We start from the raw sequence: 26,088 nt of genomic DNA, 5'->3' as shown, positions 1-26,088 counted from the left end.
GCCTTCTACTTTGCTGGTGCTTCACGGCCCACGGCAATACGGGGCGGCAACGCACGCCGGCCCTTCAGGTGCCGCTCCACCGCAGCCATTGCCCGCGTGGCCACCGCCCAGTAGAGGATCCCGCACACCACCGACGCCAGCACGGCAATCCCCTTGGCAAGCGGCTCCGCAACGTCCAGGGACTCGAACAGCGGGTACACCAGCCAGTGGGTGACGTAAATGTACAGCGACGCGCTGGCCAACAGAGCCGTGGTCCGGTGCAGCCCGCGGGGCACCCGGAGGGCCGGCAGCCAGAGCAGAAGCAGGCAGCCCGCCAGGATGGTGGCGCTCCGGTACGGATTGTCGAACGAGGCCGGAACGGTCAGGAAGGCGAGCGCCGTCACGGCCGACCTCTGCCACACCGTGCGGGAGGCGGCGGCTGCCCAGCCAAGGCCAAACAGCCACAGGACCGGCCCCTGGCCCGGGTACCGGCTGTCCACCAGGCCGAAGAGCAGCGGCATGTCCACAACCACCAGGGCCACGCCACACGCCCACGGCCATCGCCGCACCACGCGGTCAACCGCCGGGACCGCGAGCAGGAAAGCCAGCCCGGTCAGGATGTGGACCAGGATTTCCACAAACCAGAAGCGGGAGTAGTCGCTCCACCCCGGAGGCCCCAGAAGCGTATTGAGCAGGAATACGTTGTGCCACGCGTACTTGTCCGTCACGGCGAACGCGAGCCCGATCACCGCCACGCTGGGCACCACAATCCGCGCGATGCTCCGCAGGTGCCGCCGGAACCGTTCCGTGCGGCTGCCGGACAGCTGGAAGCGCGCAAAGTTGTAGCCGGCTACGGCCATGAGCACGTGCGCGGTGCCTTGCCAGTGGAAGAACCCGATGTGCGTTGAGACGATGGCAACGATCGCCACCGCCCGCAGCACGATCCCGGTTTCCATGGGCGCGAACAGCCGCCGCGTTCTCTTGGTTCCGGCGCGGCCCTCGGGAGGCGCAACGGCCTGACGGACCCGGTGCCGCGTGGACGACAGTTCGCAGACCGGCATCAGGTGCCAGCCTTCGGGGAGGTACCCGAGGGCATCCTCCAGCCGGATGGACGCCGCCACGTAGGACAGGGAATCGCCGCCCAGGGACACAAACGTGTCCGTGGCGGACACGCTGCCCACGTCAAGCACCTCGGAGAAGATCCGCCCCACGTCCATGGAGCCCGCGTCCGGGGCCGTCGGGCCGCCGTCGTCCCCTCCGCCTTCACTCGCCGCTGCCCCTGCACCGGCGAGTGCGGCGATCGCAGGGTAGTCCGGTTTGCCGTTGCCCAGGCGGGGAATGGCCTCCACGCGGTGAAGTTCGACGGCGGCGCGCGGCAGGCCGAGGTCCTGCGCCAGGGTTTTGGCAAGGAGGCCGAGGTCGTGGTCGCCTTCGACGGCGGCCACCACCGCATCGTCGGACCCTGCCGCAGCTGCAGTCACGCCGAGGTCCGCCAGCATCCGCTCCACCTGCCCCAGGTCCACCCGGAGTCCCACGATCTTCACGAAGCGGCTCCGCCGGCCCACGATCTCGTAGAGGCCGTCCGCGCCGCGCCGGGCAAGGTCGCCCGTGTGGAGCTTGTCAACAACGCGGCCCAGGCTGAGGTCCGCCGGCCGTCCGGCGTACCCCAGCATCACGTTCGGGCCGCTGTAGACGAGTTCGCAGGCATTCAACCCGGGAACAGGCTCCAGCCTGAAGGAGCCGCCCGGCACCGGCACCCCGATGGCGTTCGGATGCTCCAAGGCCTGGTCCGGCGGCAGGTAGGCCATGCGCGCGGTAGCCTCCGTCTGCCCGTACATCACGTACAGGTCCCACCCCTGCTGCCGGCCCAGCTCCGCGTAGGAACGCACCCGCTCCGGGTCCAGCCGTCCGCCGGCCTGGGTGATGTAGCGCAGGCTGGGCACGTCCATGTCCGCGAAGCCCACGCGGTCCAGGAGGTCGAAAGTGTAAGGCACCGCGGCGAAGGATGTGACGCTCTCCGCCCGGACCAGGTCCCAGAAACAGGGGTCCACCACGGAGAGATCGGTCAGGGCCAGTGATGCTCCCGCCAGGAGGTGGCTGTTCACCACGCTCATCCCGTAGCAGTAGGAGAGGGGGAGCGTGGTGGCGGCCCTGTCAGTGGGGCGCAACTGCAGGTATTCCGCGATCGCGGCGGCATTGGCCTGGATGCCGTCGGCGGACAGGCGGACCAGCTTCGGTGAACCGGTGGACCCGGAGGTGCTGAGCAGCAGCGCGAGTTCAGGGTGCAGATCGTGGAGCGTTTCGTCCCGGCGCACGTCCAGTAGTGCCTGCCCGTTCCCCGTGTGGACCACGACGTCCGGATCATAGGCATCCGTGAGCGCTTCCGCGGCTGCGGGGTTGGTGGGCAGGACCAGCAGGGGATTTCCGGAGGACAGCGCGGCCAGGTAGGCAACCAGGGCCGGGAGCGTGTTGTCGGCCTGCAACGCGATGAGCCGGCGGCCGTGGCCGAAGGATGCGGCCATTTCCTCCACACGGCGGCCCAGTTCCCGGTAGCTCAGCGACTCGCTGCCGGTGCTGACGGCAATGCGGTCCCTGAACCTGGCCAGATTGGCCGCGAAGGGGACTCCGGCGAGCTTTGTCTCTAACGTCACCGGAGCACTGTAGAAGGTGAGGCTAACCTAACTCAAATGGACGTAATGGAAGGCGGCTGACGAGGTAGGAGGCGAAAGGTACGACGCCGGCGCGCACCAACGCGGCCTGCCCGCCTTGTGCAGGCAAGCAGGCCGCGGTCCAACGTCAGGTGCTAAGGCTCCGTGTGGGCGTCCGGGGCGACCGGCTTGCGCGTGGGATCCACGGCGCCGCCCTTGCCGTAATCGCCTTCCGGGTACCGGCCGGTTTCGGAAGCCGCGGTCCGGCCGGGCACCGGGCCGGCCTGGCCGTAGTCGGCCTTGACGTAGCGTCCGGCTCCCACGGTCCTGTCGCCCAGGGGTTCGGGCAGTCCGCCTTCGCTGCCCGCGGGACCGTAGTCCCCTTCGATGTACTGGCCCTCGTCGTCTTCAGCATGGCGGCCGCGCTGGGCACCGGCTTTGCCAAAGTTGCCTTCGACGTACCGTCCGCGCAGGTCACGTTCCTCAGGTGCCTCATCCGGGACCGGGGTTTTGTCGATGCTGCCGTTGTCGTTCATGATCTTGCCTTTCGAACGAACTCCACGTCTCCAGGGTGCGGTCCTGAGCCTATGGGGGCTGCCGTTTCTTCAGACTGTTGCCTAGGGACACTTTCGGCGTAGCATAAAAGTACCCGGATTGTCAATCCGTCCGGATGAAGCCAAGGACAAAGCCAAAATCGCAAAGAAGGTACGCGCGATGAGTGATATCAGTCCGCTACGAAATGCCGTCCGCAATGGCAGCGGACTCAAACAACTGGGTGGAACCTGGGGCGAGCTCCTTGCCGAGTTCCTGGGCACCTTTGTGCTGATTGCGTTCGGCGACGGCGTGGTGGCCATGGCGGTCGCCGCGCTGCCCGGATCCGGCCGCGCCGCCACGTCAACCACCATCTTCATGGCCGCGGGGGACTGGCTGCTCATTGCCTGGGGATGGGCCCTGGCCGTGGCGCTGGCCGTCTACGTGGCCGGCGGCGTCAGCGGCGCCCACATCAACCCGGCCGTGACCATTGCGTTCGCCGTCCGCCGGAAGTTCCCCTGGCGGAAGGTGGGGCCGTACATCGCGGCCCAGGTGGTGGGCGCCTTCGCCGGGGCTGCGTTGGTCTACCTGCTCTACTACAACGCCATCGACGCCTACAACAAGGCCGTCGGCACCGGCCGCGCCGACGCGAAGGGGCTGGCCAGCTACTCCATCTTCGCCACGTTCCCGGCACCGTACTTCAACGGCAACCCCACGGGCCCGCTGATTGACCAAATTGTGGGCACGGCGTTCCTGGTCATCTTCGTCGTGGCCATCATCGACATGCGCAACACCGCCGTCCAGGCGAACCTGGGCCCGTTCATGATCGGGCTCGCGGTCGCCGCCATCGGCATCTCCCTCGGCGCCAACGCCGGCTACGCCATCAACCCTGCCCGCGACTTCGGGCCGCGGCTCTTCGCATGGCTGGCCGGATGGGGCCAAACGGCGCTGCCTGGCACAGTGGACGGGGCCTTCAGCTGGTACTTCTGGGTTCCCATCGTGGGCCCGGTGGTGGGCGGTGTGATCGGCGTGCTGATCTACGACTGGTTCATCGGCGACGTCCTCGACGCCCGGGCCCGGCTGCAGGAATCCACGCCTCCGGGCCGCGCCGGCGGTGAAACGCCTCCGGCCTCTGAGGCTGTGGCCGTGCCGAAGCCGCGTATCGTGCCGAAGAGGCGGGCGGCTTAGGTACAGGCGTCAGGCGCGGGCACCCCGGCAGGAAAGTGCGACGGCGGCCCGCGCCTTTCGCACGCCGGGTGATGGGGGATTGCCGGGGTGGGGGCCAGAAGTGATGGAGCGTCTCAGGGAAAGGGGCAGGAGGTGATGGCGCGTCGCTGGCAGCTTTCGAGAGCGCGCCCTCCCAACCCGATTAGGGGCCTCGCTACATTGACATTCATTTTCAAGCTGAGGATCCTCATTTTTACGTAGTTCAGGTACTTCAACCCGGCTGAGGTGTCCCGTGGGCGGTGGTGGCTGTGGACATGTGGAATTGGACCTGCTCCGGTGTTGGCAACTGCGCCGCGACGGAGAAATTATCCGTGTTGCCGTCCGCCAGCAGCGCCTGATCGCCGCGCTTGCCATCCGCGGTCCCAGGGTGCGGAATTACGTCGCCGGGCTCCTCTGGCCGGACTGCCCCGAACCCCGGGCCTTGGAGAGCCTCAGGGTCAGCGTGCACCTGGCCACGCGCCAGATCCCCGGAATACTGGCGAAGGACGGACCGGTGCTGGCCCTGGACCCGTCGGTACAGGTGGATCTCTACCGGGTGCGGGCCCTGCTCCAGGACAGTCCGGCAGGAAGCGGGGCAGCCACCAAGGCCCTGCTGGACCTGCGGGACGCTGAGCTGCTGCCCGGCTGGTACGAGGACTGGGTACTGTTCGAGCAAAGTCGGCTGCAGCAGGACCGGCTGCGCGCTTTGACGCTCCTGGCACGTTCACTGCTGCAGGCGGGGGACTGCGGCGGCGCTGCGGAAGCGGCGGGCGCTGCTTTGGAAATCGAACCCCTTTACGAGAGCGCCGTGCGGGCCCTGGTCACCGCGGAACTGGAAATGGGGAACCCTGTTTCCGCTCTGCACGCCTACGGGAACTACACAAAAGCCCTGCGCAGGGACCTGGGCGTCCTGCCGTCGGAAGCGCTCACCAAACTCGTCGACGCCGTGCAGGCGGGGTATCCACCCGCGCGGTTTTCACCCGTCCTGGGCGGCCAGCCACTGACGCACGGCGTGGAGGACTTCCTCCCGGTCCACGGTGGAGAGGCTGCCGTGCTGCCCGGACCCCTCGCTGTAGGTGACCCGCGCGCGGAAGCCGTGTTCGCCGTCGGGCTCGGTCCACGTGTGGATCACCAAGGTGCCGCCGCTGGCGGGGACCCCGGGCCCGTCAGGGACGCTGTGGTCGGTCATGGTGTTATCTGACTCCTCATCCGTTGACCCTGATCATGCGTGAAAAACCATCAGCAACCCGCGGTTTTTCCTGAAAGATTGGCGCAAGATCCTCTGACGCAGGGGCAGTGGCAGCGGCAGTAACGGGGCTGTAACGCCGGGCATGGTCAGCTTCGTTGCGCAGGCGAAGTGCCGGCAGCGGAACTGCGAGGGGCTCTATGCCGTGGGTAATGGACCTCAGTGGCCGGCAGGCCTGGGCCAGTGAGGCCATCGAAACCCTCCGTGCCGCACACGTCCCCCTCACGCTGGCGGATGCTCCAGAGACTGCCGCCACCGCAGGCATCATCTTTGCCGCGGCGCAGTCCCAGGACCTGGTCTCGGCCCTGGGGATGGCGGAATACGGCAGGTGCAGGGTGCTGGTGTTCGGGCCGCCGGACGGAAGGCTGAAACCCTGGCCGGTGCTTGAGGCCGGCGCGGCGGAATGCATGGCCTGGCACGGCCAGGTGGAGCCGGTGGCGGCGTGGCTGCAGCGGATCGAGGACGTGGAAACGGTCATCGACTCCGTTCTGGTCCGCGACAAGCTGGCGGGGCAGAGCCCGGCGCTGCGGTCCGCGCTCCGGGACCTGGTGGTGGCCGCGAAGTTCGGGAACGCACCCATCCTGATCCAGGGGGAGACGGGGACCGGCAAGGAACTGGCGGCCCGGGTGGCCCACGCGGTCAGCAGCCAGCGCGGCAACCTGGTGGTGGTGGACTGCACCACCATCGTCCCCACGCTGATGGGCAGCGAGTTGTTCGGCCACGAACGTGGCGCCTTCACGGGCGCGGTGAGCGTGCGGACCGGCGCCTGCTCCGGCGCCGACCAGGGCTCCCTGTTCCTCGACGAGGTAGGCGAACTCCCCCTGGAACTCCAGCCCGAGCTGCTCCGCGTGGTCCAGGAAGGCACCTACAAACGCGTGGGCGGCGACAGGTGGCTGCACAGCAAATTCCGGCTGATCTGCGCCACCAACCGCGACCTCGCCTGTGAAGTCACCGCCGGCAGTTTCCGCACCGACCTCTACCACCGCATTGCCGCCTCGGTGGTCACCATGCCGCCGCTGCGGGACCGGCTGGAGGACATCCTGTGCCTCTTCGCCCGCTTTTGCCGCGAGGCCACCGGCGCCCGGACCGACCCGGACGTGGATCCGGCGGTCCAGGATGTCCTGCTCCGCCGCAGCTACCCGGGCAACCTGCGCGACCTCCGACAGCTGGCCTTCCGCATCGCGGCGCGGCACGTCGGCCCGGGGGCCATCACCCCGGGCGACCTTCCCCGCGAGGACAGGCCGCAGGCAGGGCACCTGGGAGCGGATCAGGGCCAGAACGCGTACGACGGCGGCCCGGCCGGCGCCATCGATCCGCTCGCCGTCGATCCGCTCGCCAGGGCGGTGGCCTGGGCAGTTGACGCCGGCCTTGGGCTGCGGGACATCAAGGAACGCGCGGCGGAGGCGGCCGTGGCTGTGGCGGTTGAGCGGAGCGGCGGGAACGTCCATTCGGCCGCCACCATGCTGGGGCTCACGGACCGTGCCGTCCAGCAGCGGCAGGCCCGCAGGACGGACACCGGCGGTGAGTAAGTCCGGCTAGGCCCCGCGGTCCAGCTCCTCCGCCACCTCGTGCCAGTACCCGTCACCGGTCTCCTCGGCGAGTTCCCGGAACAAGTCCCCAAGCTCCCGCCAGAGCACGTCCGGCCCCTTCCGTCCGGGGAGCCGGCCCCGGTAGTTGGCACGTTTATAGATCCTGCCGAACTGCTGGCGGACCAGGTCCTCCACGGCGAGCCCGAACATGTCCGGCTGCTTGTCCGGTGACGGAAAGGGAATGAATTTTGCCAGCTGGACGGGCGGCAGTTCGCGGCGGGACTTCACCAGGTCCTTCGTGGCCGGTAGCCGGTCATCCCTGGTGGTCCTGGCCACCAGCCGGTCCGCGGCGATTTCGTGGGCGAAGATGCGCACCTGGCTGGGCGCGGGCCCGGGCGGCCAGGGCCGGTAGGTAATCAGCCACACGGATTCCCGCCGGGGCTCGTTGCCCGCCATCCATGCGGGCCGGGCCGTCCTGCTGCCGGGCCTCGCCCGGCGGGCGGCGTCGCTCTGCCGGAGGTAGGCGCGCAGTTGGTTGAGGCCGCCCCTGATCGCTGGCCCGTTGTCCGGTTTTATCTCGGCCATTCCCGGCGCCCTGATCGGCTCCGGACCCGCGGCCGGCACATTTTACAGCCATGCCTTCTTCCTCCTGTCCTGTCCCGCATCGGTGCAACAGCGCCCGCTCCGGGCCGGTCCCGTCAGCCTCAGGACGTTGCCGCCCAGGATGAGGTCGCGGTCAGCCGGCGGCAGGTCCAGCGCGAATATTTTGGCGAGCTCTGGCGCGGGGTGCAGGTACGGCCCGTCGCTGCCGAACAGCACCTTCCGCGATCCTGCCCGGGCCACGGCCTCCTCCAGCAGGTCGAAGTACCGCACCCCGGAGCTGTCCGTGAAGATGTTGGGCAGCTGGACCAGCGCATCGGTCAGCCGTTTCTGGGCGCGCCAGTCGTCGTTGAAGGACGACAAATGCGGAACTATCCAGGCGACCCCGGGATGCCGCCCGGCCAGGTGGCAGACCAGCTGCACGTCCCCGCCCGGGTCAAAAAGCACCGGCATCTGATGGCGTTCCGCGGCCAGCGCTACCTCATCCGTTGCGGGTCCGTCGGACCAGTGCACCTTGATCCCGCAGGCGCCGCGCGCGTGGGCGGCCGCCACCATGGCGCCCACCCGCCCGCGGTCGGCCACGGGATTGACGAACACATACCAAAGCCACCCGCCAGGCTCCCTCAGGGCAAGCTGCGCTACGGCCCGGTTGGCGGCCGCGTAGGTGCCACCCGGCGCGGCCATCAGCACACCACGGAAAATTCCGACGGCGGCAGCCCGCTTCCGCCACAGTGCAAAGGAAGCGGCGGGGCCGGCCGGGCCCAGCGGTACGCCGGCGGTCCCCACATGGACGTGCGAATCCACGATCATCAGGCCGCCCGCCTGTCCCGCGTCACCGCGGCCAGTCCCCGCACCAGCCGGTCCAGGTCGGCCTGGCTGTGGTCGGCGCGCACCACGGCGGACAGCACGGCGCCGGGCCGGCAGCGGGGCAGCTGCACCAGCGCCTGCACGCCGCGGGCTGCGAGTGCGGTCCGCCACCGGCGTGCCAGCGGCAGGGAGCCCAGCCGGGTTCCGACAATGGGGAAGGGAAGCCCCATCGGCGGAAGGCCAAGGTCGGCGAATGCTGTCCGCAGCCAGAGGGTCAGCCGCCACAGCCGCCGCCGCAGCCGGGGGAGGCCGCCGCTGCGGAGGGCCCCGATCCCGGCGGCAAGGTCGGCCGCCGACGGCGGGCTGCTGTGCATCCGGTTCCCGCCGTTGCGGGCCACCACCCCCACCGTGGTGCTGTCACCCGTGATCACCGTGACGGGCGTGCCGTAGGCCTTGGCCAGCGAACCAAGCCACAGCAGCCGGTCATGGGACAAGCCCAGCCACCGTGCCGTGCCGGTACCGTCCCCAAACCCGGCGGGACCGGACGTCCGGCCCAGGACGCCAAACGCCAGGGAGTCGTCAACGATCACCTGGCCGCCGGTCCTCGCCGCGATGGAATGCAGCTGGGCCAGGGGTGCGGGGCGCCCGCACCCCTGGCACCAGCCATCAGTCACCACCCAGGTTTTGGCGGAAGGTGCCGGTCCGTTGGAAGGCACGACGGCGGCTGGCCGGAAGTGCGGGTACGTCATCACCCGCACGCCCCGGGGGAGCGAGGCCCGGCACGCCCACTGGGACAACGGGTAGGCTCCCTCGTCCACCAGGAGCACATCCCCGGGCCGGGGGAGTGACTGCAGTACATCCATCATTCCGTGCAGCGCCGACCTGGCCACCAGGCCGCCGTCGGCATGCTGCTGCGCGGCAACCAGGGAGGCCAGCTCCGTGGACGCCGGCAGCTCCCGTAACGCGGCGGGCACCCCGGTAGTGAACTCCGCCCACGGGGTGAGCCCGGTGCTGGGGTGGTGCTGGCCCAGGAACAGTGCGGACGTGAAATCCGTTCCGTCCGGTGACCCGGCCATCTCCTGTACCTGGCCCTTTCCTGACCCGGCCGTCCCCTAGTACCGGACCAGCTTCCGGGCCAGCCGACGCTGCAGCAGCGCGGACGGCATGGTGGTGTCCACGCGTTCGCTGAGGTCCACCCCGGTGACGGCCCGGTAGGCGTGGATGTAGCGCTGGACGGACGGCTTCCATTTGAGGGCCCAGTTCTTGGCGTCGTCGCTGGTCATGCCGGACTCGTTCCACCGGCCATGCCGCACGGACAGCAGCAGCTGCTCCCCGTGGACGGCCAGGTCGTAGAAGTGGGTCACGCTGGCGTCGGACCAATCCTGCATCAGCTTCATGGTGTCCACCAGGCCCATCCACTCTTCCTGGTAGGGGACCATGGTGCGGCCGCCCAGGAACTCGCGCATCTCGGGCTGGGCCAGCATCCACTGCACGTCCAGGGTCTCAATCCGGGCGGACAGCGAGACGTCGGCGAACTGGTTGTTCGCGCCGGCGGCCAGGACCAGGTGCAGTTCCTGCAGGTTGCTAAGGAGCGGGAACGCATCCGCGTCCACGGTCTTGTCGCTGAACTCTTTGTAGTAGCGGTGGCAGGCATTGAGCAGGCTGTGGAACGCGTCCAGGAACTGGGTCCGCCGCTCCACCAGCAGCTCCGCCGGGGGAACCGCGCGGCCGATCAGCTGCAGGCCGTACTGGTACTCGTACTCCGCGGCGCGGCGGCGCAGCGAGAGCCTGTCCTTCTCGGCCTCGGCCAGTCCCCACAGGAGCCCGCGCAGCGGCAGCAGCGGGCTGACGGCCAGCCGCGAGAGCGGGTCCCCGTCCGGCTGTGACCGCCGGTTCTGGAAGCGGGCCAGGATCCTGTTCAGGGACTGGAAGAGCATGCCTTCCTCCAGCCAGTACACGTAAATCAGCTCGACGAACGGCACCTGTTCCAGCGGGTACTGGCCGTTCGGGATGCCGTCCGGGAAGGGCCGGGCGAGGTCGTTGTCCTGGTCGCTGACGTAGGACAGGGGGATGGCCTGGGCGCTGTGGTTGGCGGGCCCCCAGCCGGAGCCCTTCTTGCGGAGCGGATCGAACTTGTTCCCCAGGGCGCCCTTGGAGATGAATTCCACGGACAGCGCGTGCAGGTTTTGGTAGGTGAGGCCGCCGAAGGGCGGGAGCGAGCCGAACGTCTTGGCCTTGGTCTTCGCGAAGGCAGCGAAGTTGGTGTAGGTCAGGTTCCCGGCCACCCCGGAGATGAACTCCCACAGCTGGGCGTGTCCGCTGTTGGGGGCGGCGTTGGGCTCCAGTGCCACTTTGATGACCGGTTCGGAGTCCGGTGCCTGGACGTCGATCCGGTCGATGATGGTCCAGTTCCCCACGATGCCGCGCATGTTGGGGCGGAACCGCACCCGGTATTCCAGCGGGTCGGGGAGCCGTACCTTCAGCTCCAGCGCTTTGCCCCGGCTCATGGTCTTGGTGAAAATGCCGCCCTTGTTCCCGCCGATGGGGATGCTCCTGCCCCGTTCGTCCAGGACCTGGAAGTTGTAGTCGCCCAGGGGGTCCGAGCTTTCCAGCTGGAAACGGATTCCCACATCCTGTCCGGCATACACCGGTGCAACCGGCCGTCGATTGAAATCCATGGCTATCTCCTTGTTGTTAGTGCTGGTGTGGTGAGGTAGTGTGCCGGGCTGCCGGCCAGGCGTGCGGGGGCGCCCATGTCGTCCAGGCTGCTGCGGACCGCCCATGCGGTGAGCAGCGAGGACAGCTGCGAGCTTTCCTCCTCGGCGGTGATGCGGCCGGCGGCTTTGGCCTGGCCCAGGACCGCGAACACCAGTGCGGGCCGTTGCCGGGCCATGACCCCGAAGTCGCCGCCCCAGTCCTGGTGCAGGCGGAGCAGCCGCTCGGGCCGCCGTTCGCGGGTGGGCCAGAGGGTGCCGAGTTTCCGGCCCCCGGCCGCCGGGACGGGGTGGTTCATGAGCAGGGAGACCAGGTCGCCGATGTGGGCCTCGCACTTGCCGATCCAGGCGAGATGCTCCGCCGGCAGCCCGGCGGGCGGGTACATGGCCCGCCACACGGATGCCAGCCCGCGCCACTGGGGGTGCGGGTAGAGGGCGTCGCCCAGCGCCGCGGAGATCAGCACCCGGAGGTAGGGCATCGGATGCGGATCGGTGCCGCCGGGCCGGAAGACGAAGTAGCGGGGGAGGCTGACCACCGCCAGCAGGCCCACGGTGGAGGTGATCCCCACGGTGGCGACGGACCACATGTCCGCCATGATCTCGCTGATCCACAGGGACCACACGTCCCACCCGCCGTCCGGGTCCTGCTGTGCACGCCGGTCGAGTTCCGCGCGGAGGGACGTCACCAGGTCCAGCTTCGCCGCTCCCTGGTGTCCCACCTCGTGGGCCAGGGAGGAGGCGATCCCGCTGCCCACCATCCGCTCCCGGGGCAGCCTGATGATCCCCACCGGGTTCGGTTTGCCGCCGGGCAGGCGGGTCTTGGCCCGCCGGATGGCAGCACCCGCACCCCTGGCGAGGTAGACCACAAGCCGTGCGTCGCCGTCGTCGTGGTTTCCGTCCAGCCGCAAGGCGTCCTGGGCCAGGATGTCCAGCCCGGAAAGCCAGACGCCGGTGGAGTGCTCGCTGCGCTGGGTGACCACCTCGGTGAACAGGTCGAACTGGGCCAGCACCACGTTGAATTGGAGGCGGATCAGGACGAACCGGCGCTGCTGTTCGGCGGGACTGGCGGTCCGGCCGTCCCCGTGCAGCCAGTCCAGGAACTCGGCAACCTGGACCCGGAGCTCGTGGCGTCCGGCGTGGAGGAAGCGTTCAATCAGCAGCTGGGCGTCCCGGGGCAGTGCGGCGGCCAGGACCATGGTTTCCTGCATGACGAACGGCTTGATCTGGTCCAGCCGGGACACCAGGCCGTCCGCCTCGCTCTCGATGAGCGCGGTGCTGATGGTGTTCGTTTCCATCCCGATCGCCTGCCGTCAGCCGCCGGCAGGTTATATCCCCAGGAGGATGACGCGGCCGTCGCGGCGGATCCAGCGGCCTTCATCGGCGCCGCTCCCGGAATTGCCGTTGCCGTTGCCGTCCTGCTGGCTGTCCCAGCCTTCGTCCGGGGCGCCCCACACGGCACCGGAGTACTGGGTGTTGTAGATCCGGGTGCCGCCGCCGCGGTAGTTGCGGGTCCCGCGCCGGGCTGCCTGGCGGGCGCGGAGCAGGGACGGGGCATAGCGGCGGGCGGCGGCGGTTGCAGCGGCGCGGGCGGCCGCGTTGGGCGGGACGGATACGGGGGTCCGTGCGGCGTTGCGGTAGGCGGCGCGGGCGAACCGGATGTAGCGGCGGGCGGCTTCTTCCTCAGCCTCTGATTCGTCCATGTTTTCGGCTTCCTCGGCCTCGAGCAGGCCGCCGGCCATGGAGCCAAGCTTGCTGCCGATGGCGGTCCCGACGCCGGGAGCCACGAAGGAGCCGATGGCACCTCCCACAATGGGCAGCGCCGTCTTGGCGACGGATTTTAGGGCGCCGCCCAGGGCCTTGCCGATGGGCGACTTGATGAACCGGGAGGCGTTCTTCACCACGCTGCGGGCCAGGCTGCCCAGGAACTGGTCCAGTTCTTCCTCGGAGTTGATGCTGAGGAGTTCCATGGCCAGTTCGGTCTCGAGGTTTTCCTCTCGGTCGGATCCGCCCTCGTAGCCGCTGAAGTTCCCTTCGCCTTCGTCTTCCTGCGCCCAGGGTGCGGACTCGGTCTCGTAGTAGTTGGTGCTCATGGCAATGTCCTTCGGGTTGGGTGGTGCCGGGTGGTTAGCGTGCGTTGAGGATCACGATGTTGCGGCCGCGGCGGATCCAGCGGCCGCTGGCAGGCCGGCCGGACTGGCCGGGACCGTTCTGGCCTGGGCGGCCGAGCAGGCCCGGGAGGTGCTGCCGGGCTGCGGCGGTGGCTGCCTGCTGTGCTGCCTGGGCGGCGGGGATGCTCCGGGGCGTGGCCGCGGCGCGCTGGGCGGTGGAGGTGGCGAAGCGGACAAAGGCGCGGGCGGTTTCAAGGTCGCGGTCCTCCGGCGACAGGCCTTCCAGCTGGAGCCCGGATTCGAACTTGCTGCCGAGCCACTTGCCCACCTGGCGTCCGGCCTGCCCGCCCGCGCCGGGAACGAAGTAGTTGCCTACGGCCTGGCCCAGCTGCGGGAGGGCCTTCCGGGCGGCGGACTTGAGGACCTTGCCCACTGCCTGTCCTGCCGCGCTCCCGGCGAAATCCTTGGCGGCCGAGACTGCCTTCCGGGCCAGGTCGCCCAGGAACTGGTCCAGTTCGTCCTCGTCGGTGACTTCGAGCAGTTCGGCGGCGAGGGCAAGCTCGTCGGTTTCCTGGCTGTCGGCCTCGCCCCAGAGCCCCCCGGCTTCGCTGGCCTCTTCGCCCTGGAAGGGTGACTGTTCGTCCTCGTAGGAGTAGCCGGGCCCCTCATCCATCACCTCGCCCCAGGTGCCCTCGTCCTGGCCTTCGAACAGTGCCCTATCGATGTCGTGCATGAGTATTTCCTTTCCGGAGTTGCAGGTGCCCTGGGAGGCACCACCGCGGAACACCGCATACCCTCTTACTGCACAATTCGTGCCAATTCGGGCGGGCTCAGCACGGGCGGAAGCGGGGGAGAAACGGCGGCGCCGGCAGCCCTGGCCCGAACCGGATTTCGCCGGCGCGAAAAGGAATTCGCGGCTGCCTGGGGTGCCTGCGGGCCCGCCTACGGGTGGTGCCTGCCTACGCGTCCGGCTGGAGCGAGCGCCGGTACTTGTTCACGGTCCGGCGGGCAATGACGAACCCGCTGCGGGCCAGTTCGGCGCGGAGTTGTTCGTCGGAGGCAGCGCCGCCCGCCGCCGTCGTCATGTACTCCTGCAGCGCGGCCCGTGCGGCCAGGCCCTTGCCGAAGAGGCATGCCAGGTCGGTGACGGTTCCGGAGGGCAGCCGCAGCCGCTTGCTGCTCACGGCCCTGCTCACCGTGGAAGGATGCAGCCCGAGTTCCTGGGCGACGGCGGTCCGCGTCAAGGATTGGTGGCGTCCGGCGTCGCCGTGGTCCAGGAAGTCCTTCTGGTACGCGACGGCGCACTCAGTGATGCGGAGGAGGGCGCCGGCGCGGCGGTCGATCTGGTACAGGAGCCGCCGGGCAGCCAGTTCGTGGTCCGTCAGCCATTGCTTCGCCCCGGACGCCGCGGTGAGACCTGCGGAGAGGTCAGCCACCTGGAGACCGAACCAGGCGCTCCCGGGAACCTCCACCTCCAGGGACCCGTCCGGCCGGCGGTACAGGAACACGTCCGCCGGAGGGACGCCGGCTGCCGCGGTGCCGGTGTCCACTGCCACAAAGGGCCGCAGCCGCTCCCTCACCATGGCCAGGCCGGCAAGGACCTGTTCCTCGGGAAGTCCCATGGCACGGACCACGACGGCGGTGCTTCCCGCGGCGAGGTCCGCCAGGTGCGCGCGCACCAGGTGGGGGAGCCAGTCCGGAGCGTCGCCGGCGTCCACCAGCGCCTCGGCCTGGATGGCGAGCAGTTCCACGACGCTGGTGGAGGCGATGCCTGGCGGGCCCACGGCCCGGATGGCGCGAAGGGCCTCGTGCACCTGGTCGGGGCGCAGGCCGTGCTGCCGGGCGATCTGCTCCGGTTCGCAGTCCAGGAGTCCGCGGGAGGTCAGATGAGCCAGCACGAGGTCCAGCGCGTGCCGGCAGTCCGGGCGGACTTCAACGCCTGCGTCTGCTTCCAGCGATGCAAACGGATTGACGGCCGGCTCGGGGCCATCGCGGAACTGCGAGACGCCCGACTGGCCCCGGCAGCGGAAGCAGGTTCCGGACGCCACATGCCGGCCGCACCCCGGACATGGGTGGCCCTCGGCGCGCTCCAGGACAGGGTTGTCGGCAAGGGCTCGTTCGGTGGCGAGCTGCACTTCCGCGTGCGTCATGGCCAGCATGCCCAGGGCCCTCAGCAGGCCGGGCAGCGCGCGCAGCTCGGGTTGCAGCCCCGCCTGCAGCTGCAGGCCGGAACCGGGCCCTTCGGTGGCCATGGTTCAGGCTAGCCCCGTGGCCTCCCGCGGCGGAAGGCAGTACGGGCAGGCCGCATTACCGGCCCTTGACCCACACAACCGGCTCCGTACCGCAGAACCGGCGTTGCCCAGCCATGCTGACGACACGCATCCTCACCGCCGCTGCGTTCATTCCCCGGCGCGGCCGACAGGTTTAGGGGATCAGGCCCGGGAAGTGATGGGGCGTTGGCGGGAGGGGGCAGGAGGTGGTGGGGCGTTGGGAGGAAGGGGGCGGGAAGTGATGGGGCGTTGGGCGGGAGGGGGCAGGAGGTGATGGGGCGTTGGGCGGGAGGGGGCAGGAGGTGATGGGGCGTTGGGAGAAAGGGGGCGGAAGGTGGTGGGGCGTTGGTGGGAAGGGGGCAGGAAGTGATGGGGCGTTGGGAGTAACCCGGGCGGGCTACTTGCCGCCGTCGAAGAAACTCCTGAGCTGGGTGGCGATGGCAGCAGCGGAAACCTGGTGGGTTTGGCCGTCGAGGACGCGGTGTTCGCTGCCGGGGATGGCGCCCGCGATAGTCGTTTGCCCCTGGGCCATGGGGCCGGCGGCTTTCCCGCCCACCATGACCAGGGTGGGCACGGTAATGGTGCGGAGCCTCTCCACCGGCGCCGTGAAGTCGTTGGTGACCCGGGTTTCGTACGGCAGGGTGTTCGCGGCCGCCGTCTGCTTCTTCCATACTCCGGGCATGATGCGCAGGAGGTAGGGGAGGAAAGCCGGTGCGTCCACCATTTTGACCAGGAAGTAGGACACGGCGCTGCCGCGTTTGCCGTCCCTGAGCAACGCCTCCAGGTGCTCGCGATGGCTTCCGGGCGAGCCGTCCGGCCCCTGCACGCCGGTGTAGGGCGCCTCATAGGTGGCCAACGCACGCATCGGGACTCCCGCTGCTGCCGCTTCGAGGGCCAGGGCGGCACCTGAGGAGATCCCGTACACGTAGGGGTTACCGCCGGCTTCGTTCAGTACCGCCTGGAGGTCCTCGATCTCCCGTTCCGTGGCGTAGGGCATGGTCTCGCCGCTGTCCCCGCGTCCCCGCCGGTCGTAAAAGTAGACGGTGAAGGAATCCTTCAGTGCATTCGCCAGCGCACGCGAGGGCCCGAAGTTCCGGCCGCAGAAGGCCCCGTCCACCAGGACCAGGCTGGGTCCGGTACCCATCCGCTCGACGCTGAGGGAGGTGCCGTCGGGCGACACCACGGTGGACACGGTGCCTGTTTCCTGGGTCTTGGTCATCGCAGTGCTCCATTCAGTGGCGGGCCAAGGGGCAGCTCAGCTTCTCGGGTCAAGCGTGCTGAGTCAAGGGTTTCCGGGCCAGGATGATGGAAAAGCGGGTCAGTCCGCACGTAGAGAGCGTCAGTCCCGGGCCAGGGGAAGCGTCAGCTGCATGGTGGTCCCGTCCGGCCCGGTGCGGACCACCTTCACGGTGCCGCCTGCCGCGGAAGCAATTTCGCGGACCAGGGCCAGGCCGATCCCGAAGCTCCGCCGGCCCTGCGCGTCGCCGGTCCGGCCGGCACGGACAAACCGGTCGAAGATCCGGTCCGGGTCCAGGCCGCTGATCCCGGAGCCGGTGTCGGAAACCCGGACCAGCGCACGGGAACCCTCAACCGCGGCGGAGATGCTGATGCTTCCGCCCGCCGGCGTGTGCCCCAGCGCGTTGTCCGCCAGGGCCAGCACGGCCCGCCGGAACGAACTTGGGTCGATCCGCACCAAAGCCGGCCCGCCGCCGTCGAACATTATCTGGACGCCCTGTTGGCGGGCAAGGTCCTGAAGGCTGCCGGCCACGGACCCGGCAGCCAAAGCCACATCCACTGGCGCAAGCTCCGGTCCGGGCTCGGCCGCGGTCGCCGCCAGGAGCAGCTCGTTCACAATCCCGGTCAGCGTGGACGCATCCTCCCGGATCTTTACTAGGGCCTGTGCCGGTTCGGATCCGGGTTCGGCTTTGCGCTGGGCCAGCTGGATGCGGGTGTCAAGGATGGCCAGGGGCGTCCGCAGTTCGTGGCTGGCATCCTGGACGAACCGCCGTTGCCGGGCCAGCGCTTCCCCCAGGGGCCTGATGGCGCTGCGCGCGCTGAGCCACCCCACCACGCCGGCCAGCACCACGCCTCCAAGGCCGGCAAGGATCATCCCCTCGATCAGGTCCCTGGAATCGAGGTAGGTGTACGGTTTGCCGGGTTCAGAAGCGGGAAGGACCGGATGGGCCAGCTTGTACATCAGGAACGCGGTGGCGGCGGCCAGGAGGATGAGCACCAGCGCGGCAACCCCGGCGCTGATCCGCAGTGCCACCTTCAGTGACGCGCGGCGCAGGATGTCCCGGTCCGGGTCGCCGGCGGCAGGAGGCGGGGTGCCCGGTCCGGAAGCAGTCATGAGGGGTTGCCGATCTGGTAGCCAACGCCGTGGACGGTGCGGATCACGGTCCTGTCGATCTTGCGGCGCAGGTGGTGGACATAGGTATCGATCACGCCCGGCTGGTCCGTCCCCTGGAAGTGCGCGGCGAGCAGTTCGTCCCTGGTAAACACCCGGTCCGGCTCCGCCGCCAGCGCGGCCAGCACCTCGGCTTCCTTTGCGGTCAGCGAGACGGTGTCGCCGTACAGGGAACGGACAGCGCGCGACGCCGGGTGGAATTCCCAGGTGCCGATGCCCACCTGCCCGGCGGGCGGACCCTGTCCCGGAGGCGGACCGTAGCTGCGCGTCAGTGCGCGCAGGCGTGCAGCCAGCTCGCCGCCGTCGAACGGTTTTGTCAGGTAGTCATTGGCGCCGGCGTCCAGGCCGCGGACTTTTTCGTTGGTGTCGCCCAGCGCGGTGAGGATCAGGATGGGCGTGCCGATGCCCTTGGCCCGCAGGGCGGTGATGAGGCTGATCCCGTCCATGACAGGCAGGCCGCGGTCGATCACCATCGCGTCCCACGGCTGCGTCAGCCCCAGGTGCAGGCCCTCCTGCCCGTTCGCCGCGAGCCGGACCGTGAAGTCGGGCTCCAGCAGCTCGGCAATCAGCGGACCCAGGACGGGATCGTCCTCCACCAGCAGCAGGGCCAGCCCCTCACCAGTTGTCATGCCGCCTATTCTTCCGCAGCCGCCTCAACACCTTCGTCAACGGGCTGTTCCGCGGCGGCCAGCCTGTTCTTCCGGCGGCGCTTCAAATACTCCACGATCCACGGCACCACGGAGACCAGGACCATCACCACGGCAATGACGTCGATGTTCTTGGCGATGATTTCGTAGTGTCCCAGCCACGTGCCCAGGAGGGTCACGGACGTCGCCCACGCCAGGGCACCCACCATGTTCCAGAGCGTGAACGCCTTGTATTCGTAGCGGGCAATACCGGCGGTGACCGGCGCGAAGGTCCGCACCATGGGCACAAAGCGGGCCAGTATGACGGCGGCGCCTCCATGGCGGCGGAAGAACTCTTCGGTGACGGTCAGGTGGGAGGTTTTGAGGATGCGGGCATCGTCCTTGAACCAGCGTCGGCCGAATTTGCGCCCCAGCAGGTACCCCACCTGGTCGCCGCCGACCGCGGCCGCGGTGATCACGCCGATCAGCAGGGGCAGTGCCAGGTTCAGTTGCTGGTGCAGGAGGCCGGCGGTGAAGAGGAGGGAGTCGCCGGGCAGGAAGGGGAACAGGACGCCGGATTCGATGAACACCATCGCGGCGATGACGCCCAGCGCGGCCGGGCCGAAGCCCTCCAGCAGGCCGGCAGGATCAAGCAACGACGGCGGGCCGGAGGCTGCTGCCAGGGAGGTCAAGAGGCTGTGCATGGTCACTCCTTACGCCCGGCGGGAGGGACGGAGGATCCTGGCGGGAACGCGTTCCACCAGGGCGGGGGCAAAGCGGTTCCAGAGCCCGGCGAGCAGGACAGCGGCGGCGCTGGCGGCGAAGAAGGAGGCTGCGACGTCGGTGGGGTAGTGGACTCCCACGTACAGCCTGGACCAGGCGACGATCAGCGCCGCGGCGGCCCCGGCCACGGCAACGGGCTTGGCCCACCGGGTCCTGCGGGCCAGGAAGTAGAGGGCGAAGGCCAGTGCCACCGCGAAGCTGACGTGCCCGCTGGGGAAGCTGTTCGATCCGGTTTCCGGTGCCAGCGGGTCGAACAGCAGCGCCGGGTTGGGCCGCTGCCGGGCGAACAGGAGCTTGAAGGCCTCGCTCGCCACCCAGCCCGAGCACGCGGTGAGCCCGAACGCAACGGCAGTCACCAGGTCGCGCCGGAAGAGCCAGATGGCCAGGGCTGTGACCGCTATCAGGAGCAGGCCCACCACCGGGCCGAACAGCAGGTTGATCCCCATCGCCACCGCGGTCAGCACGGCAACATGGTGCAGGCTGAGGTTTTGGTCAACGCCCAGTTCTGCGGTGGTGTCGCCGGGGACCAGTTGCACGGCAAGGCCCAGCACCACGACGGCGGCGCACAGCACTACGCCCACAGGCAGCCAGTGCCGGGGCTGGGGGAGTGCCCTGAACTGGGTGCCGACGGCCGGGGGTGCCGTGGGCGCGGTGTGCTGGTTCAGGCGGTCATCGTGGGCTGATCGGTGCATTTTTTCCTTGGGGAGGCGTGGCGTGGGGCGCTGTCCGGCCCGTACTTCCACTCTCCCCCTTGGGTTTTAAGAAAGGCTTAAGAAGTGCGGGCCTCCGTAATGAACGTCCGCTTCGAATTGGCGAGGTCCGACCCCATTCAGGGCTTTCAGCCCTAAGCTGCCGTGGCTGCCCGCCGCACACTGTTTCCAAGGGCCCGATCAGTCGGGATCGGACCAGGCTCGGGAGGAATTCTGATGGACGTTCGGGTCGTGGAGTCGCTGGTCATGGCGGAGATCGGGGACGGCGTGCTTACCGCCCTGTACCCGGTGGAGCATTGCGCACGGTGGGAGTTCGGTCCCTGGGCTCCGCTGATGGGCTGGTTCAAGCAACGCCCGGGCCTGACCCGGATGCTTGGTGTGGCGCAGGTGGCCGGTGCCCTGGCTGTGGCCGCCACGTTGTCCAAGACGCCGGGGCGGGCCTGGAAGAAATAATCCCGGAGCTCCGGGCTTCCGTGCAGTCTGGCGCTTGAGGGCCCGGCCCGGCTCATCCTTCCTGGGATACTGACTCCCCGAAGGCACCGCACCTTTCCGCTGCGCAGACTCATTCGCGCACCCCATATTTGCCGGCGTGGGCGAGTATCCGTGTCAGTGCAGGGGGCTGCGGGTGAAGTGGGGGAACGTACGACGGCGGCCGCGCCTTTCGCACGCAACGTGATGGGGCGTTGGCGGGAAGTGGACAGGAAGTGATGGGGCGTTGGCGGGAAGTGGGCAGGAAGTGATGGGGCGTTGGCTGAAGGTGTGCAGGAGGTGATGGGGCGTTGGCGGAAAGGGGGAGGGAGGTGATGGGGCGTTGGCGGAAAGCGGGCGGGACGTGATGGGGCGTTGGTGGAAAGGGGGCCGGAGGTGATGGGGCGTTGAAAGAGGGGGACACGCTTGACGCCTCCGCACGCTCCCGCATATCCTGAACGAACGGTCGGTAAATAATTCCGAGACGCCCGACAGGTCTTTGCATAGGAGCAACCATGGCAGCGCAAAACTTGCAGTCAGTGCCGGCTGAGCTAACCCCGGAAGAGGACGCCGCAGGCCAGGCCCACTTCGACCGGATTATCGCCGAGGACTCGCGCATCGAGCCCCGCGACTGGATGCCGGCGGCGTACCGCAAGACGCTCCTGCGCCAGGTCTCCCAGCATGCGCACTCCGAGATCATCGGCATGCAGCCGGAGGCCAACTGGATCTCCCGCGCCCCCAGCCTGAAGCGCAAGGCCATCCTCATGGCCAAGGTCCAGGACGAAGCCGGCCACGGTCTCTACCTTTACTCGGCAGCGGAAACCCTGGGCCAGTCCCGGGACAAGATGATGGACGACCTCATCGCCGGCAAGGCCCGCTACTCCAGCATCTTCAACTACCCGGCCCGCACCTGGGCAGACATGGGCGCCATCGGCTGGCTGGTGGACGGCGCAGCCATCTGCAACCAGGTCCCGCTGTGCCGCGCCTCGTACGGCCCCTACGGCCGCGCCATGGTGCGCGTCTGCAAGGAAGAGTCCTTCCACCAGCGCCAGGGCTTCGAGATCCTCCTCGAACTCTCCAACGGCACCCCCGCGCAGAAGCAGATGGCCCAGGATGCCGTGAACCGCTGGTACGCCCCGGCCCTGATGATGTTCGGGCCGCCGGATGACGATTCCCCCAACTCCAAGCAGTCCATGGCCTGGAACATCAAGCGGTTCAGCAATGACGAGCTCCGCAGCCGGTTCGTGGGCATGATGGTGGAGCAGGTCAAGGTCCTGGGCCTCACCCTCCCGGATGACCAGATCCGCTTCAACGAGGACACCAGGAAGTGGGAGCACGGTCCGCTGGACTGGGACGAGTTCCACGAAGTCCTGGCCGGCCGCGGCCCCTGCAACGCCCAGCGCCTTGAGCGCCGGAGGGCAGCGCACGACGACGGCGCCTGGGTCCGCGAGGCAGCAGCCGCCTACGCAGCAAAACAGTCAAAGAAGACGAAGGAATACGCAGCATGAGCCCCCACGGCAACCCGGAAACCCCCGCAAGCGGTGCAGTCGAGATCAACCGCGAAGCCCCTAAAGCCAGCCCGGCACCGGATCACCACGACCGCTCCACCTGGGGCCTCTGGGAGGTCTTCGTCCGGTCCAGCCGCGGCCTGAGCCACGTCCACGCCGGCTCCCTGCACGCCCCGGACGCCGCCATGGCCCTCCGGAACGCACGGGACCTCTACACCCGCCGCAACGAGGGCGTCTCCATCTGGGTGGTCCCCGCTGACGCCATCGCCGCCAGCGACCCCGACTCCAAGGGCTCCTTCTTCGAGTCCCCGCAGGGCAAGGACTACCGGCACGCCACGTACTACACCAAGAGCGAAGGAGTGAAGCACCTGTGAACGCACCCACCACAGGCCACGGCGACATCTCCACCGGTGTTGCCGGCGGAGACAGCAACGCCTCCGCCACCCGGATCACCCCCGGCAACGCCCTCCGCCCGGAGGACATCGCGCTCGAGGTCAAGACCGGCCTGGCCAAGCCCACCGAAGACGTCGCCGAGTACGCCCTCCGCCTGGGCGACGACGCCCTGATCCTCGCGCAGCGACTGGGCCACTGGATCTCCCGTGCACCCGAGCTGGAAGAGGACATCGCCCTGGGCAACATCGCCCTGGACCAGCTGGGCCACGCCCGCAGCTTCCTCACCTACGCCGGCGCCGGCATGCCCAACGAGGACGGCACGGCCAAGTCCGAGGATGACCTGGCCTACTTCCGCCGCGAGCACGAGTTCCGCTCCGTGCAGCTGTTCGAGCAGCCCAACGGGGACTTCGCAGCCACCATCGCCCGCCAGTTCGTGGTGAGCTACTACCAGTACGAGCTCTACCGCCGCCTCACCGAATCCACGGACGCCACCCTGGGCGCCATCGCCGCCAAGGCCGTCAAGGAAGTGGACTACCACCGCGACCACAGCACCCAGTGGGTCCTGCGCCTCGCCGGTGGCACGGACGAATCGCGCACCAGGATGATCCACGGCCTGCGGACCATGTGGCCGTACGTCAACGAACTGTTCCAGGACGATGACCTGACGCAGCGGCTCGCTGAGGCGGGTGCCGCCGTCGCGCCTTCCAGCCTGCGGGAAGACTTTGACCGCCTCATCGCCGAGGTCCTGGCCGAAGCCGAAATCGAGGTTCCGGACGTGCCCGCAGCCCCGGGCGGCGGCCGGTACGGCAAGCACTCCGAGCACCTGGGCTACATCCTCGCGGAGATGCAGGTGCTGGCCCGCGAGCATCCCGGGGCCAGCTGGTGACTGCCGTGTACATCTCGGATTTTGAATCCCGGACCCGTACCCCGGAGCAGAAGGCCTGGGACATCGCGGCCACCGTGGTGGACCCGGAGATCCCGGTGCTCAGCATCGCGGACCTGGGCATCCTCCGGAAGGTGGACGTGGCGGGCGGCGAGGTCACCGTGACCATCACGCCCACGTACTCGGGCTGCCCGGCCATGGACGCCATCCGTGACGATCTCCACACCGCCTTCAAGAAGGAAGGCTACGGGGACGTGCACGTGGACCTGGTCCTGGCCCCGGCGTGGACCACGGACTGGATGACCGAGGCCGGCAAGCAGAAGCTGCAGGAATACGGCATCGCCCCGCCCAGCGGTAACTCCCGGGCCGGCGGCCACTCCGGCCCCATCCGGCTGAGCCTGGCCGTGAAGTGCCCGCAGTGCAACAGCCTCAACACCAAGGAACTCACCCGCTTCGGTTCCACGTCCTGCAAGGCGCTGTATGTGTGCCAGGACTGCAAGGAACCGTTCGACTACTTCAAAGTCCTGTAAGGAAGCCCCCATGCCTGTTGTCCGCCAGACCGCCGCCGAAGAGGCTGAGGTGACCGGCCGCCGTCGTCCGTCCTTCCACACCCTTGCGGTGAAGGAGGTGCGCCGGCTCACCGACGATGCCATTGAGGTCAGCTTCCATGTGCCGGCCGAGCTCGCCGGCAAGTTCGACTACCTGCCCGGCCAGTACGTGGCCCTGCGCACCTCGCTGCCGGACGAAACCGGCGAGCCGAAGGAAATCCGCCGCAGCTACTCCATCTGCGCCGAGCCGCGCAGCTTCGCGGACGGCACCAGCGAGATCCGCGTGGCCATCAAGAAGGACCTGGGCGGGTTGTTCTCCACGTGGGCCAACGCCGAACTGAAGGCGGGGGACACCCTGGACGTGATGAGCCCCATGGGCGCGTTCGTGTCCAAGCACGGCCGGGACGGGCAGGCCGTGGAGCAGAACGTTATGAACTCCATGAACCACCCGGAGGACCTCGCGGGGGAGTCGGGGAACTTCGTGGCCATCGCGGCCGGGTCCGGCATCACCCCGGTGATCGCCATCGCCCGGACGCTGCTGGCGGCCAACCCGGAGACCCGGTTCGACCTGATCTACGCCAACAAGGCCGCCATGGACGTGATGTTCCTGGAGGAGCTGGCGGACCTGAAGGACAAGTACCCGCAGCGGCTGGCCATCCACCACGTGCTGAGCCGCGAGCAGCGGATCGCGCCGCTCTTGTCCGGCCGGATCGATTCGGAGAAGCTGCAGCAGCTGCTGGGCACCGCCCTGCACGCGGACGATGTGGACGAGTGGTTCCTGTGCGGGCCGTTCGAACTGGTCCAGCTGTGCCGGGACACCCTGGCCGAGCGCGGGGTGAAGCCGGAGAACGTCCGGTTCGAGCTGTTCACCTCCGGAAAGCCGGACCGCCCGGAGGGCCACGCCGGCCGTCCCGTGGTGGTGGACGAGTCCAAGGAGGCGTACAAGATCACGTTCAAGCTGGACGGTTTGCAGGGCGAGGTGGCCAGCCCCACGCACGCCCGCGAGTCGATCCTGAACGCGGCGCTGCGGGTGCGCCCGGATGTGCCGTTCGCGTGCGCCGGGGGAGTGTGCGGCACCTGCCGGGCCAAGGTGGTCACCGGCAGCGTGACCATGGACGAAAACTACGCGCTGGAGCAGGATGAGCTGGACAAGGGCTACGTCCTGACCTGCCAGAGCCACCCCACCAGCAAGGAAGTCACGGTCGACTTCGACGTCTAATCCGTTTTCCGCCCCAACCAAGGAGCCCCATGATTTCCCTTTCCATCAGCAACGGCATCGCCGAGGTAGTGCTGGACGCACCGCACAAGCTGAACTCGCTCGATGAGCAGGCGCTGCGGGATTTAGCACAGGCGTACGACGACGCTGCTGCCGCCGCCTCACGCGGTGAGGTGCGGGCGCTGCTGCTCAGGGGAGAGGGACGCGCCTTCTGCGCGGGCCGGGACATCGCGGGGGTCACCCCGGAGAGCGATGACGCCGCCGCGTACCTGGGCGGGCTGGTGGAGCCTTTGCTGCAGAGGATGGCTTCCTTCCCTGCGCCGACGTTTGCTGCGGCACAGGGCGCGTGCCTGGGAGTGGGGCTGGGGCTCCTGCTGGCCACCGACGTGGTGTACGTGGCGGAGAACGCGAAGTTCGGCTCGCCGTTCGCCAAGCTGGGGGCCACGCTGGATTCGGGCGGGCACTGGTACTTCACGGAGCGGCTGGGCATGCACCGGACGCTGGACCTGATCTACACGGCGGACCTGATCTCCGGTGCGGAGGCGGTGGCGCAGGGGATGTTCAGCCGTGCCATGCCTGCTGACTCCTTGCTGGCGTCCACGCGGGAGATCGTCTCGCGGGTTGCTGTCGGCGCCACGGGCGCCTTTGTTGCCTCCAAGGAGCTGGTGGCGCACATCCGCGACCAGCGGCTGGGCCTGTGGCAGGCCATGCAGGAGGAAAACGAGGAGCAGGCGCGCCTCTGCAAGACCGAGGACTACGCAGAGGGATTCCGGGCGTTCCAGGAGAAGCGGGAGCCGAAGTTCACGGGAATTCCGCTGGTGTAATTCTCCTTTATGAAGCCTTGCCGAATTCTTGAGTAAACCTTGCAAGGCCGTTTCAGAAATCTTTATTTGCGTTCGCAAGAGTAG

At 68.7% G+C, this 26,088-nt stretch carries 25 protein-coding genes; 10 read left to right on the top strand and 15 right to left on the bottom strand.

The genetic code is table 11. From position 1 onward, the window contains the following. Positions 1–5: 5 nt before the first annotated feature. On the bottom strand, positions 6–2,630 hold the full coding sequence (locus LDO22_RS09385; RefSeq protein WP_224026890.1) for an AMP-binding protein: 2,625 nt from the start codon (positions 2,628–2,630) through the stop codon (positions 6–8). Between the two features lie 152 nt (positions 2,631–2,782). Beyond that, complete coding sequence (locus tag LDO22_RS09380) at positions 2,783–3,163, bottom strand: hypothetical protein (RefSeq protein WP_224026889.1); 381 nt, start codon at positions 3,161–3,163, stop codon at positions 2,783–2,785. 178 nt (positions 3,164–3,341) lie between these two features. Between LDO22_RS09380 and LDO22_RS09375 the strand changes: the two genes are divergently transcribed. From LDO22_RS09375 to LDO22_RS09365, 3 genes are all read left to right on the top strand, one after another. Then, positions 3,342–4,346: an MIP/aquaporin family protein gene (locus LDO22_RS09375; protein ID WP_224026888.1), complete on the top strand. Its 1,005-nt coding sequence runs from the start codon at positions 3,342–3,344 to the stop codon at positions 4,344–4,346. Between the two features lie 295 nt (positions 4,347–4,641). Further along, positions 4,642–5,565: a BTAD domain-containing putative transcriptional regulator gene (locus LDO22_RS09370; protein ID WP_224026887.1), complete on the top strand. Its 924-nt coding sequence runs from the start codon at positions 4,642–4,644 to the stop codon at positions 5,563–5,565. A 185-nt stretch (positions 5,566–5,750) separates the two neighbouring features. Next, positions 5,751–7,139, top strand: a complete 1,389-nt coding sequence (locus LDO22_RS09365) for a sigma 54-interacting transcriptional regulator (RefSeq protein ID WP_224026886.1) — start codon at positions 5,751–5,753, stop codon at positions 7,137–7,139. A 6-nt stretch (positions 7,140–7,145) separates the two neighbouring features. On the opposite strand, the gene LDO22_RS09360 is transcribed toward LDO22_RS09365, so the two are convergent. The 13 genes from LDO22_RS09360 to LDO22_RS09300 all read right to left on the bottom strand — a co-directional run bounded on the left by LDO22_RS09360 (position 7,146) and on the right by LDO22_RS09300 (position 20,146). Then, positions 7,146–7,724 (bottom strand): hypothetical protein, encoded by a 579-nt coding sequence (locus LDO22_RS09360; RefSeq protein ID WP_224026885.1) that lies wholly within the window; start codon positions 7,722–7,724, stop codon positions 7,146–7,148. Between the two features lie 42 nt (positions 7,725–7,766). Continuing rightward, positions 7,767–8,549, bottom strand: coding sequence for an amidohydrolase family protein (locus LDO22_RS09355; protein ID WP_224026884.1), 783 nt, complete (start codon positions 8,547–8,549; stop codon positions 7,767–7,769). Beyond that, positions 8,549–9,622 carry a hypothetical protein gene (locus LDO22_RS09350; RefSeq protein WP_224026883.1) on the bottom strand — a complete coding sequence of 358 codons (1,074 nt, stop codon included), beginning with the start codon at positions 9,620–9,622 and terminating at the stop codon, positions 8,549–8,551. The genes LDO22_RS09355 and LDO22_RS09350 overlap by 1 nt, the downstream gene beginning before the upstream one ends. A 36-nt stretch (positions 9,623–9,658) precedes the next feature. Then, complete coding sequence (locus tag LDO22_RS09345; protein ID WP_224026882.1) at positions 9,659–11,224, bottom strand: hypothetical protein; 1,566 nt, start codon at positions 11,222–11,224, stop codon at positions 9,659–9,661. A 2-nt stretch (positions 11,225–11,226) separates the two neighbouring features. Then, the gene (locus LDO22_RS09340) at positions 11,227–12,555 is read right to left on the bottom strand and encodes a hypothetical protein (protein ID WP_224026881.1); all 1,329 of its coding nucleotides are present in this window, start codon (positions 12,553–12,555) and stop codon (positions 11,227–11,229) included. 30 nt (positions 12,556–12,585) lie between these two features. Continuing rightward, a complete protein-coding gene (locus LDO22_RS09335) occupies positions 12,586–13,350 on the bottom strand; it encodes a hypothetical protein (protein WP_224026880.1) in 765 nt (254 codons plus the stop codon). A gap of 34 nt (positions 13,351–13,384) precedes the next feature. Further along, on the bottom strand, positions 13,385–14,101 hold the full coding sequence (locus tag LDO22_RS09330; RefSeq protein ID WP_224026879.1) for a hypothetical protein: 717 nt from the start codon (positions 14,099–14,101) through the stop codon (positions 13,385–13,387). A 226-nt stretch (positions 14,102–14,327) separates the two neighbouring features. Next, positions 14,328–15,620, bottom strand: coding sequence for a hypothetical protein (locus LDO22_RS09325; RefSeq protein ID WP_224026878.1), 1,293 nt, complete (start codon positions 15,618–15,620; stop codon positions 14,328–14,330). Between the two features lie 415 nt (positions 15,621–16,035). Continuing rightward, complete coding sequence (locus LDO22_RS09320; RefSeq protein WP_224026877.1) at positions 16,036–16,857, bottom strand: alpha/beta hydrolase; 822 nt, start codon at positions 16,855–16,857, stop codon at positions 16,036–16,038. A 120-nt stretch (positions 16,858–16,977) separates the two neighbouring features. Beyond that, positions 16,978–17,988, bottom strand: coding sequence for a HAMP domain-containing sensor histidine kinase (locus LDO22_RS09315; RefSeq protein ID WP_224026876.1), 1,011 nt, complete (start codon positions 17,986–17,988; stop codon positions 16,978–16,980). Further along, the gene (locus LDO22_RS09310) at positions 17,985–18,674 is read right to left on the bottom strand and encodes a response regulator transcription factor (RefSeq protein WP_224026875.1); all 690 of its coding nucleotides are present in this window, start codon (positions 18,672–18,674) and stop codon (positions 17,985–17,987) included. The genes LDO22_RS09315 and LDO22_RS09310 overlap by 4 nt, the downstream gene beginning before the upstream one ends. A gap of 5 nt (positions 18,675–18,679) precedes the next feature. Further along, a complete protein-coding gene (locus tag LDO22_RS09305; RefSeq protein ID WP_224026874.1) occupies positions 18,680–19,375 on the bottom strand; it encodes a VTT domain-containing protein in 696 nt (231 codons plus the stop codon). A gap of 9 nt (positions 19,376–19,384) precedes the next feature. After that, a complete protein-coding gene (locus LDO22_RS09300; protein WP_224026873.1) occupies positions 19,385–20,146 on the bottom strand; it encodes a phosphatase PAP2 family protein in 762 nt (253 codons plus the stop codon). Between the two features lie 234 nt (positions 20,147–20,380). Between LDO22_RS09300 and LDO22_RS09295 the strand changes: the two genes are divergently transcribed. The 7 genes from LDO22_RS09295 to LDO22_RS09265 all read left to right on the top strand — a co-directional run bounded on the left by LDO22_RS09295 (position 20,381) and on the right by LDO22_RS09265 (position 26,004). Then, on the top strand, positions 20,381–20,617 hold the full coding sequence (locus tag LDO22_RS09295) for a hypothetical protein (protein WP_159633144.1): 237 nt from the start codon (positions 20,381–20,383) through the stop codon (positions 20,615–20,617). A 530-nt stretch (positions 20,618–21,147) separates the two neighbouring features. After that, on the top strand, positions 21,148–22,140 hold the full coding sequence (gene paaA, locus LDO22_RS09290) for a 1,2-phenylacetyl-CoA epoxidase subunit PaaA (RefSeq protein ID WP_224026872.1): 993 nt from the start codon (positions 21,148–21,150) through the stop codon (positions 22,138–22,140). Beyond that, positions 22,137–22,514, top strand: a complete 378-nt coding sequence (gene paaB, locus LDO22_RS09285; protein ID WP_224026871.1) for a 1,2-phenylacetyl-CoA epoxidase subunit PaaB — start codon at positions 22,137–22,139, stop codon at positions 22,512–22,514. The genes paaA and paaB overlap by 4 nt, the downstream gene beginning before the upstream one ends. Continuing rightward, positions 22,511–23,419, top strand: coding sequence for a 1,2-phenylacetyl-CoA epoxidase subunit PaaC (gene paaC / locus LDO22_RS09280; protein WP_224026870.1), 909 nt, complete (start codon positions 22,511–22,513; stop codon positions 23,417–23,419). The genes paaB and paaC overlap by 4 nt, the downstream gene beginning before the upstream one ends. Beyond that, positions 23,416–23,946 carry a 1,2-phenylacetyl-CoA epoxidase subunit PaaD gene (paaD, locus tag LDO22_RS09275; protein ID WP_224026869.1) on the top strand — a complete coding sequence of 177 codons (531 nt, stop codon included), beginning with the start codon at positions 23,416–23,418 and terminating at the stop codon, positions 23,944–23,946. Before paaC ends, paaD begins: the two co-directional genes overlap by 4 nt. A 10-nt stretch (positions 23,947–23,956) precedes the next feature. Beyond that, positions 23,957–25,183, top strand: coding sequence for a 1,2-phenylacetyl-CoA epoxidase subunit PaaE (gene paaE / locus LDO22_RS09270; protein WP_224026868.1), 1,227 nt, complete (start codon positions 23,957–23,959; stop codon positions 25,181–25,183). Positions 25,184–25,212: 29 nt separating this feature from the next. Then, positions 25,213–26,004: an enoyl-CoA hydratase-related protein gene (locus tag LDO22_RS09265; protein WP_224026867.1), complete on the top strand. Its 792-nt coding sequence runs from the start codon at positions 25,213–25,215 to the stop codon at positions 26,002–26,004. Positions 26,005–26,088 lie beyond the last annotated feature (84 nt).

The organism is Arthrobacter sp. NicSoilC5 (genome assembly GCF_019977395.1).
In the GTDB taxonomy this organism is placed as follows: domain Bacteria; phylum Actinomycetota; class Actinomycetes; order Actinomycetales; family Micrococcaceae; genus Arthrobacter.
The sequence above is the reverse complement of the archived record's forward strand: the minus strand, read 5'-3'. Positions and strand labels throughout refer to the sequence as shown.

Excerpts from the sequence above, each read along its gene's own strand:
- LDO22_RS09380 (WP_224026889.1), bottom strand. The coding sequence starts at position 3,163 with ATGAACGACAACGGCAGCATCGACAAAACCCCGGTCCCGGATGAGGCA.
- LDO22_RS09375 (WP_224026888.1), top strand. The coding sequence starts at position 3,342 with ATGAGTGATATCAGTCCGCTACGAAATGCCGTCCGCAATGGCAGCGGA.
- LDO22_RS09365 (WP_224026886.1), top strand. The coding sequence starts at position 5,751 with ATGCCGTGGGTAATGGACCTCAGTGGCCGGCAGGCCTGGGCCAGTGAG.
- LDO22_RS09360 (WP_224026885.1), bottom strand. The coding sequence starts at position 7,724 with ATGGCCGAGATAAAACCGGACAACGGGCCAGCGATCAGGGGCGGCCTC.
- LDO22_RS09355 (WP_224026884.1), bottom strand. The coding sequence starts at position 8,549 with ATGATCGTGGATTCGCACGTCCATGTGGGGACCGCCGGCGTACCGCTG.
- LDO22_RS09350 (WP_224026883.1), bottom strand. The coding sequence starts at position 9,622 with ATGGCCGGGTCACCGGACGGAACGGATTTCACGTCCGCACTGTTCCTG.
- LDO22_RS09345 (WP_224026882.1), bottom strand. The coding sequence starts at position 11,224 with ATGGATTTCAATCGACGGCCGGTTGCACCGGTGTATGCCGGACAGGAT.
- LDO22_RS09340 (WP_224026881.1), bottom strand. The coding sequence starts at position 12,555 with ATGGAAACGAACACCATCAGCACCGCGCTCATCGAGAGCGAGGCGGAC.
- LDO22_RS09335 (WP_224026880.1), bottom strand. The coding sequence starts at position 13,350 with ATGAGCACCAACTACTACGAGACCGAGTCCGCACCCTGGGCGCAGGAA.
- LDO22_RS09330 (WP_224026879.1), bottom strand. The coding sequence starts at position 14,101 with ATGCACGACATCGATAGGGCACTGTTCGAAGGCCAGGACGAGGGCACC.
- LDO22_RS09325 (WP_224026878.1), bottom strand. The coding sequence starts at position 15,620 with ATGGCCACCGAAGGGCCCGGTTCCGGCCTGCAGCTGCAGGCGGGGCTG.
- LDO22_RS09320 (WP_224026877.1), bottom strand. The coding sequence starts at position 16,857 with ATGACCAAGACCCAGGAAACAGGCACCGTGTCCACCGTGGTGTCGCCC.
- LDO22_RS09315 (WP_224026876.1), bottom strand. The coding sequence starts at position 17,988 with ATGACTGCTTCCGGACCGGGCACCCCGCCTCCTGCCGCCGGCGACCCG.
- LDO22_RS09310 (WP_224026875.1), bottom strand. The coding sequence starts at position 18,674 with ATGACAACTGGTGAGGGGCTGGCCCTGCTGCTGGTGGAGGACGATCCC.
- LDO22_RS09305 (WP_224026874.1), bottom strand. The coding sequence starts at position 19,375 with ATGCACAGCCTCTTGACCTCCCTGGCAGCAGCCTCCGGCCCGCCGTCG.
- LDO22_RS09300 (WP_224026873.1), bottom strand. The coding sequence starts at position 20,146 with ATGCACCGATCAGCCCACGATGACCGCCTGAACCAGCACACCGCGCCC.
- LDO22_RS09295 (WP_159633144.1), top strand. The coding sequence starts at position 20,381 with ATGGACGTTCGGGTCGTGGAGTCGCTGGTCATGGCGGAGATCGGGGAC.
- paaA (WP_224026872.1), top strand. The coding sequence starts at position 21,148 with ATGGCAGCGCAAAACTTGCAGTCAGTGCCGGCTGAGCTAACCCCGGAA.
- paaB (WP_224026871.1), top strand. The coding sequence starts at position 22,137 with ATGAGCCCCCACGGCAACCCGGAAACCCCCGCAAGCGGTGCAGTCGAG.
- paaE (WP_224026868.1), top strand. The coding sequence starts at position 23,957 with ATGCCTGTTGTCCGCCAGACCGCCGCCGAAGAGGCTGAGGTGACCGGC.
- LDO22_RS09265 (WP_224026867.1), top strand. The coding sequence starts at position 25,213 with ATGATTTCCCTTTCCATCAGCAACGGCATCGCCGAGGTAGTGCTGGAC.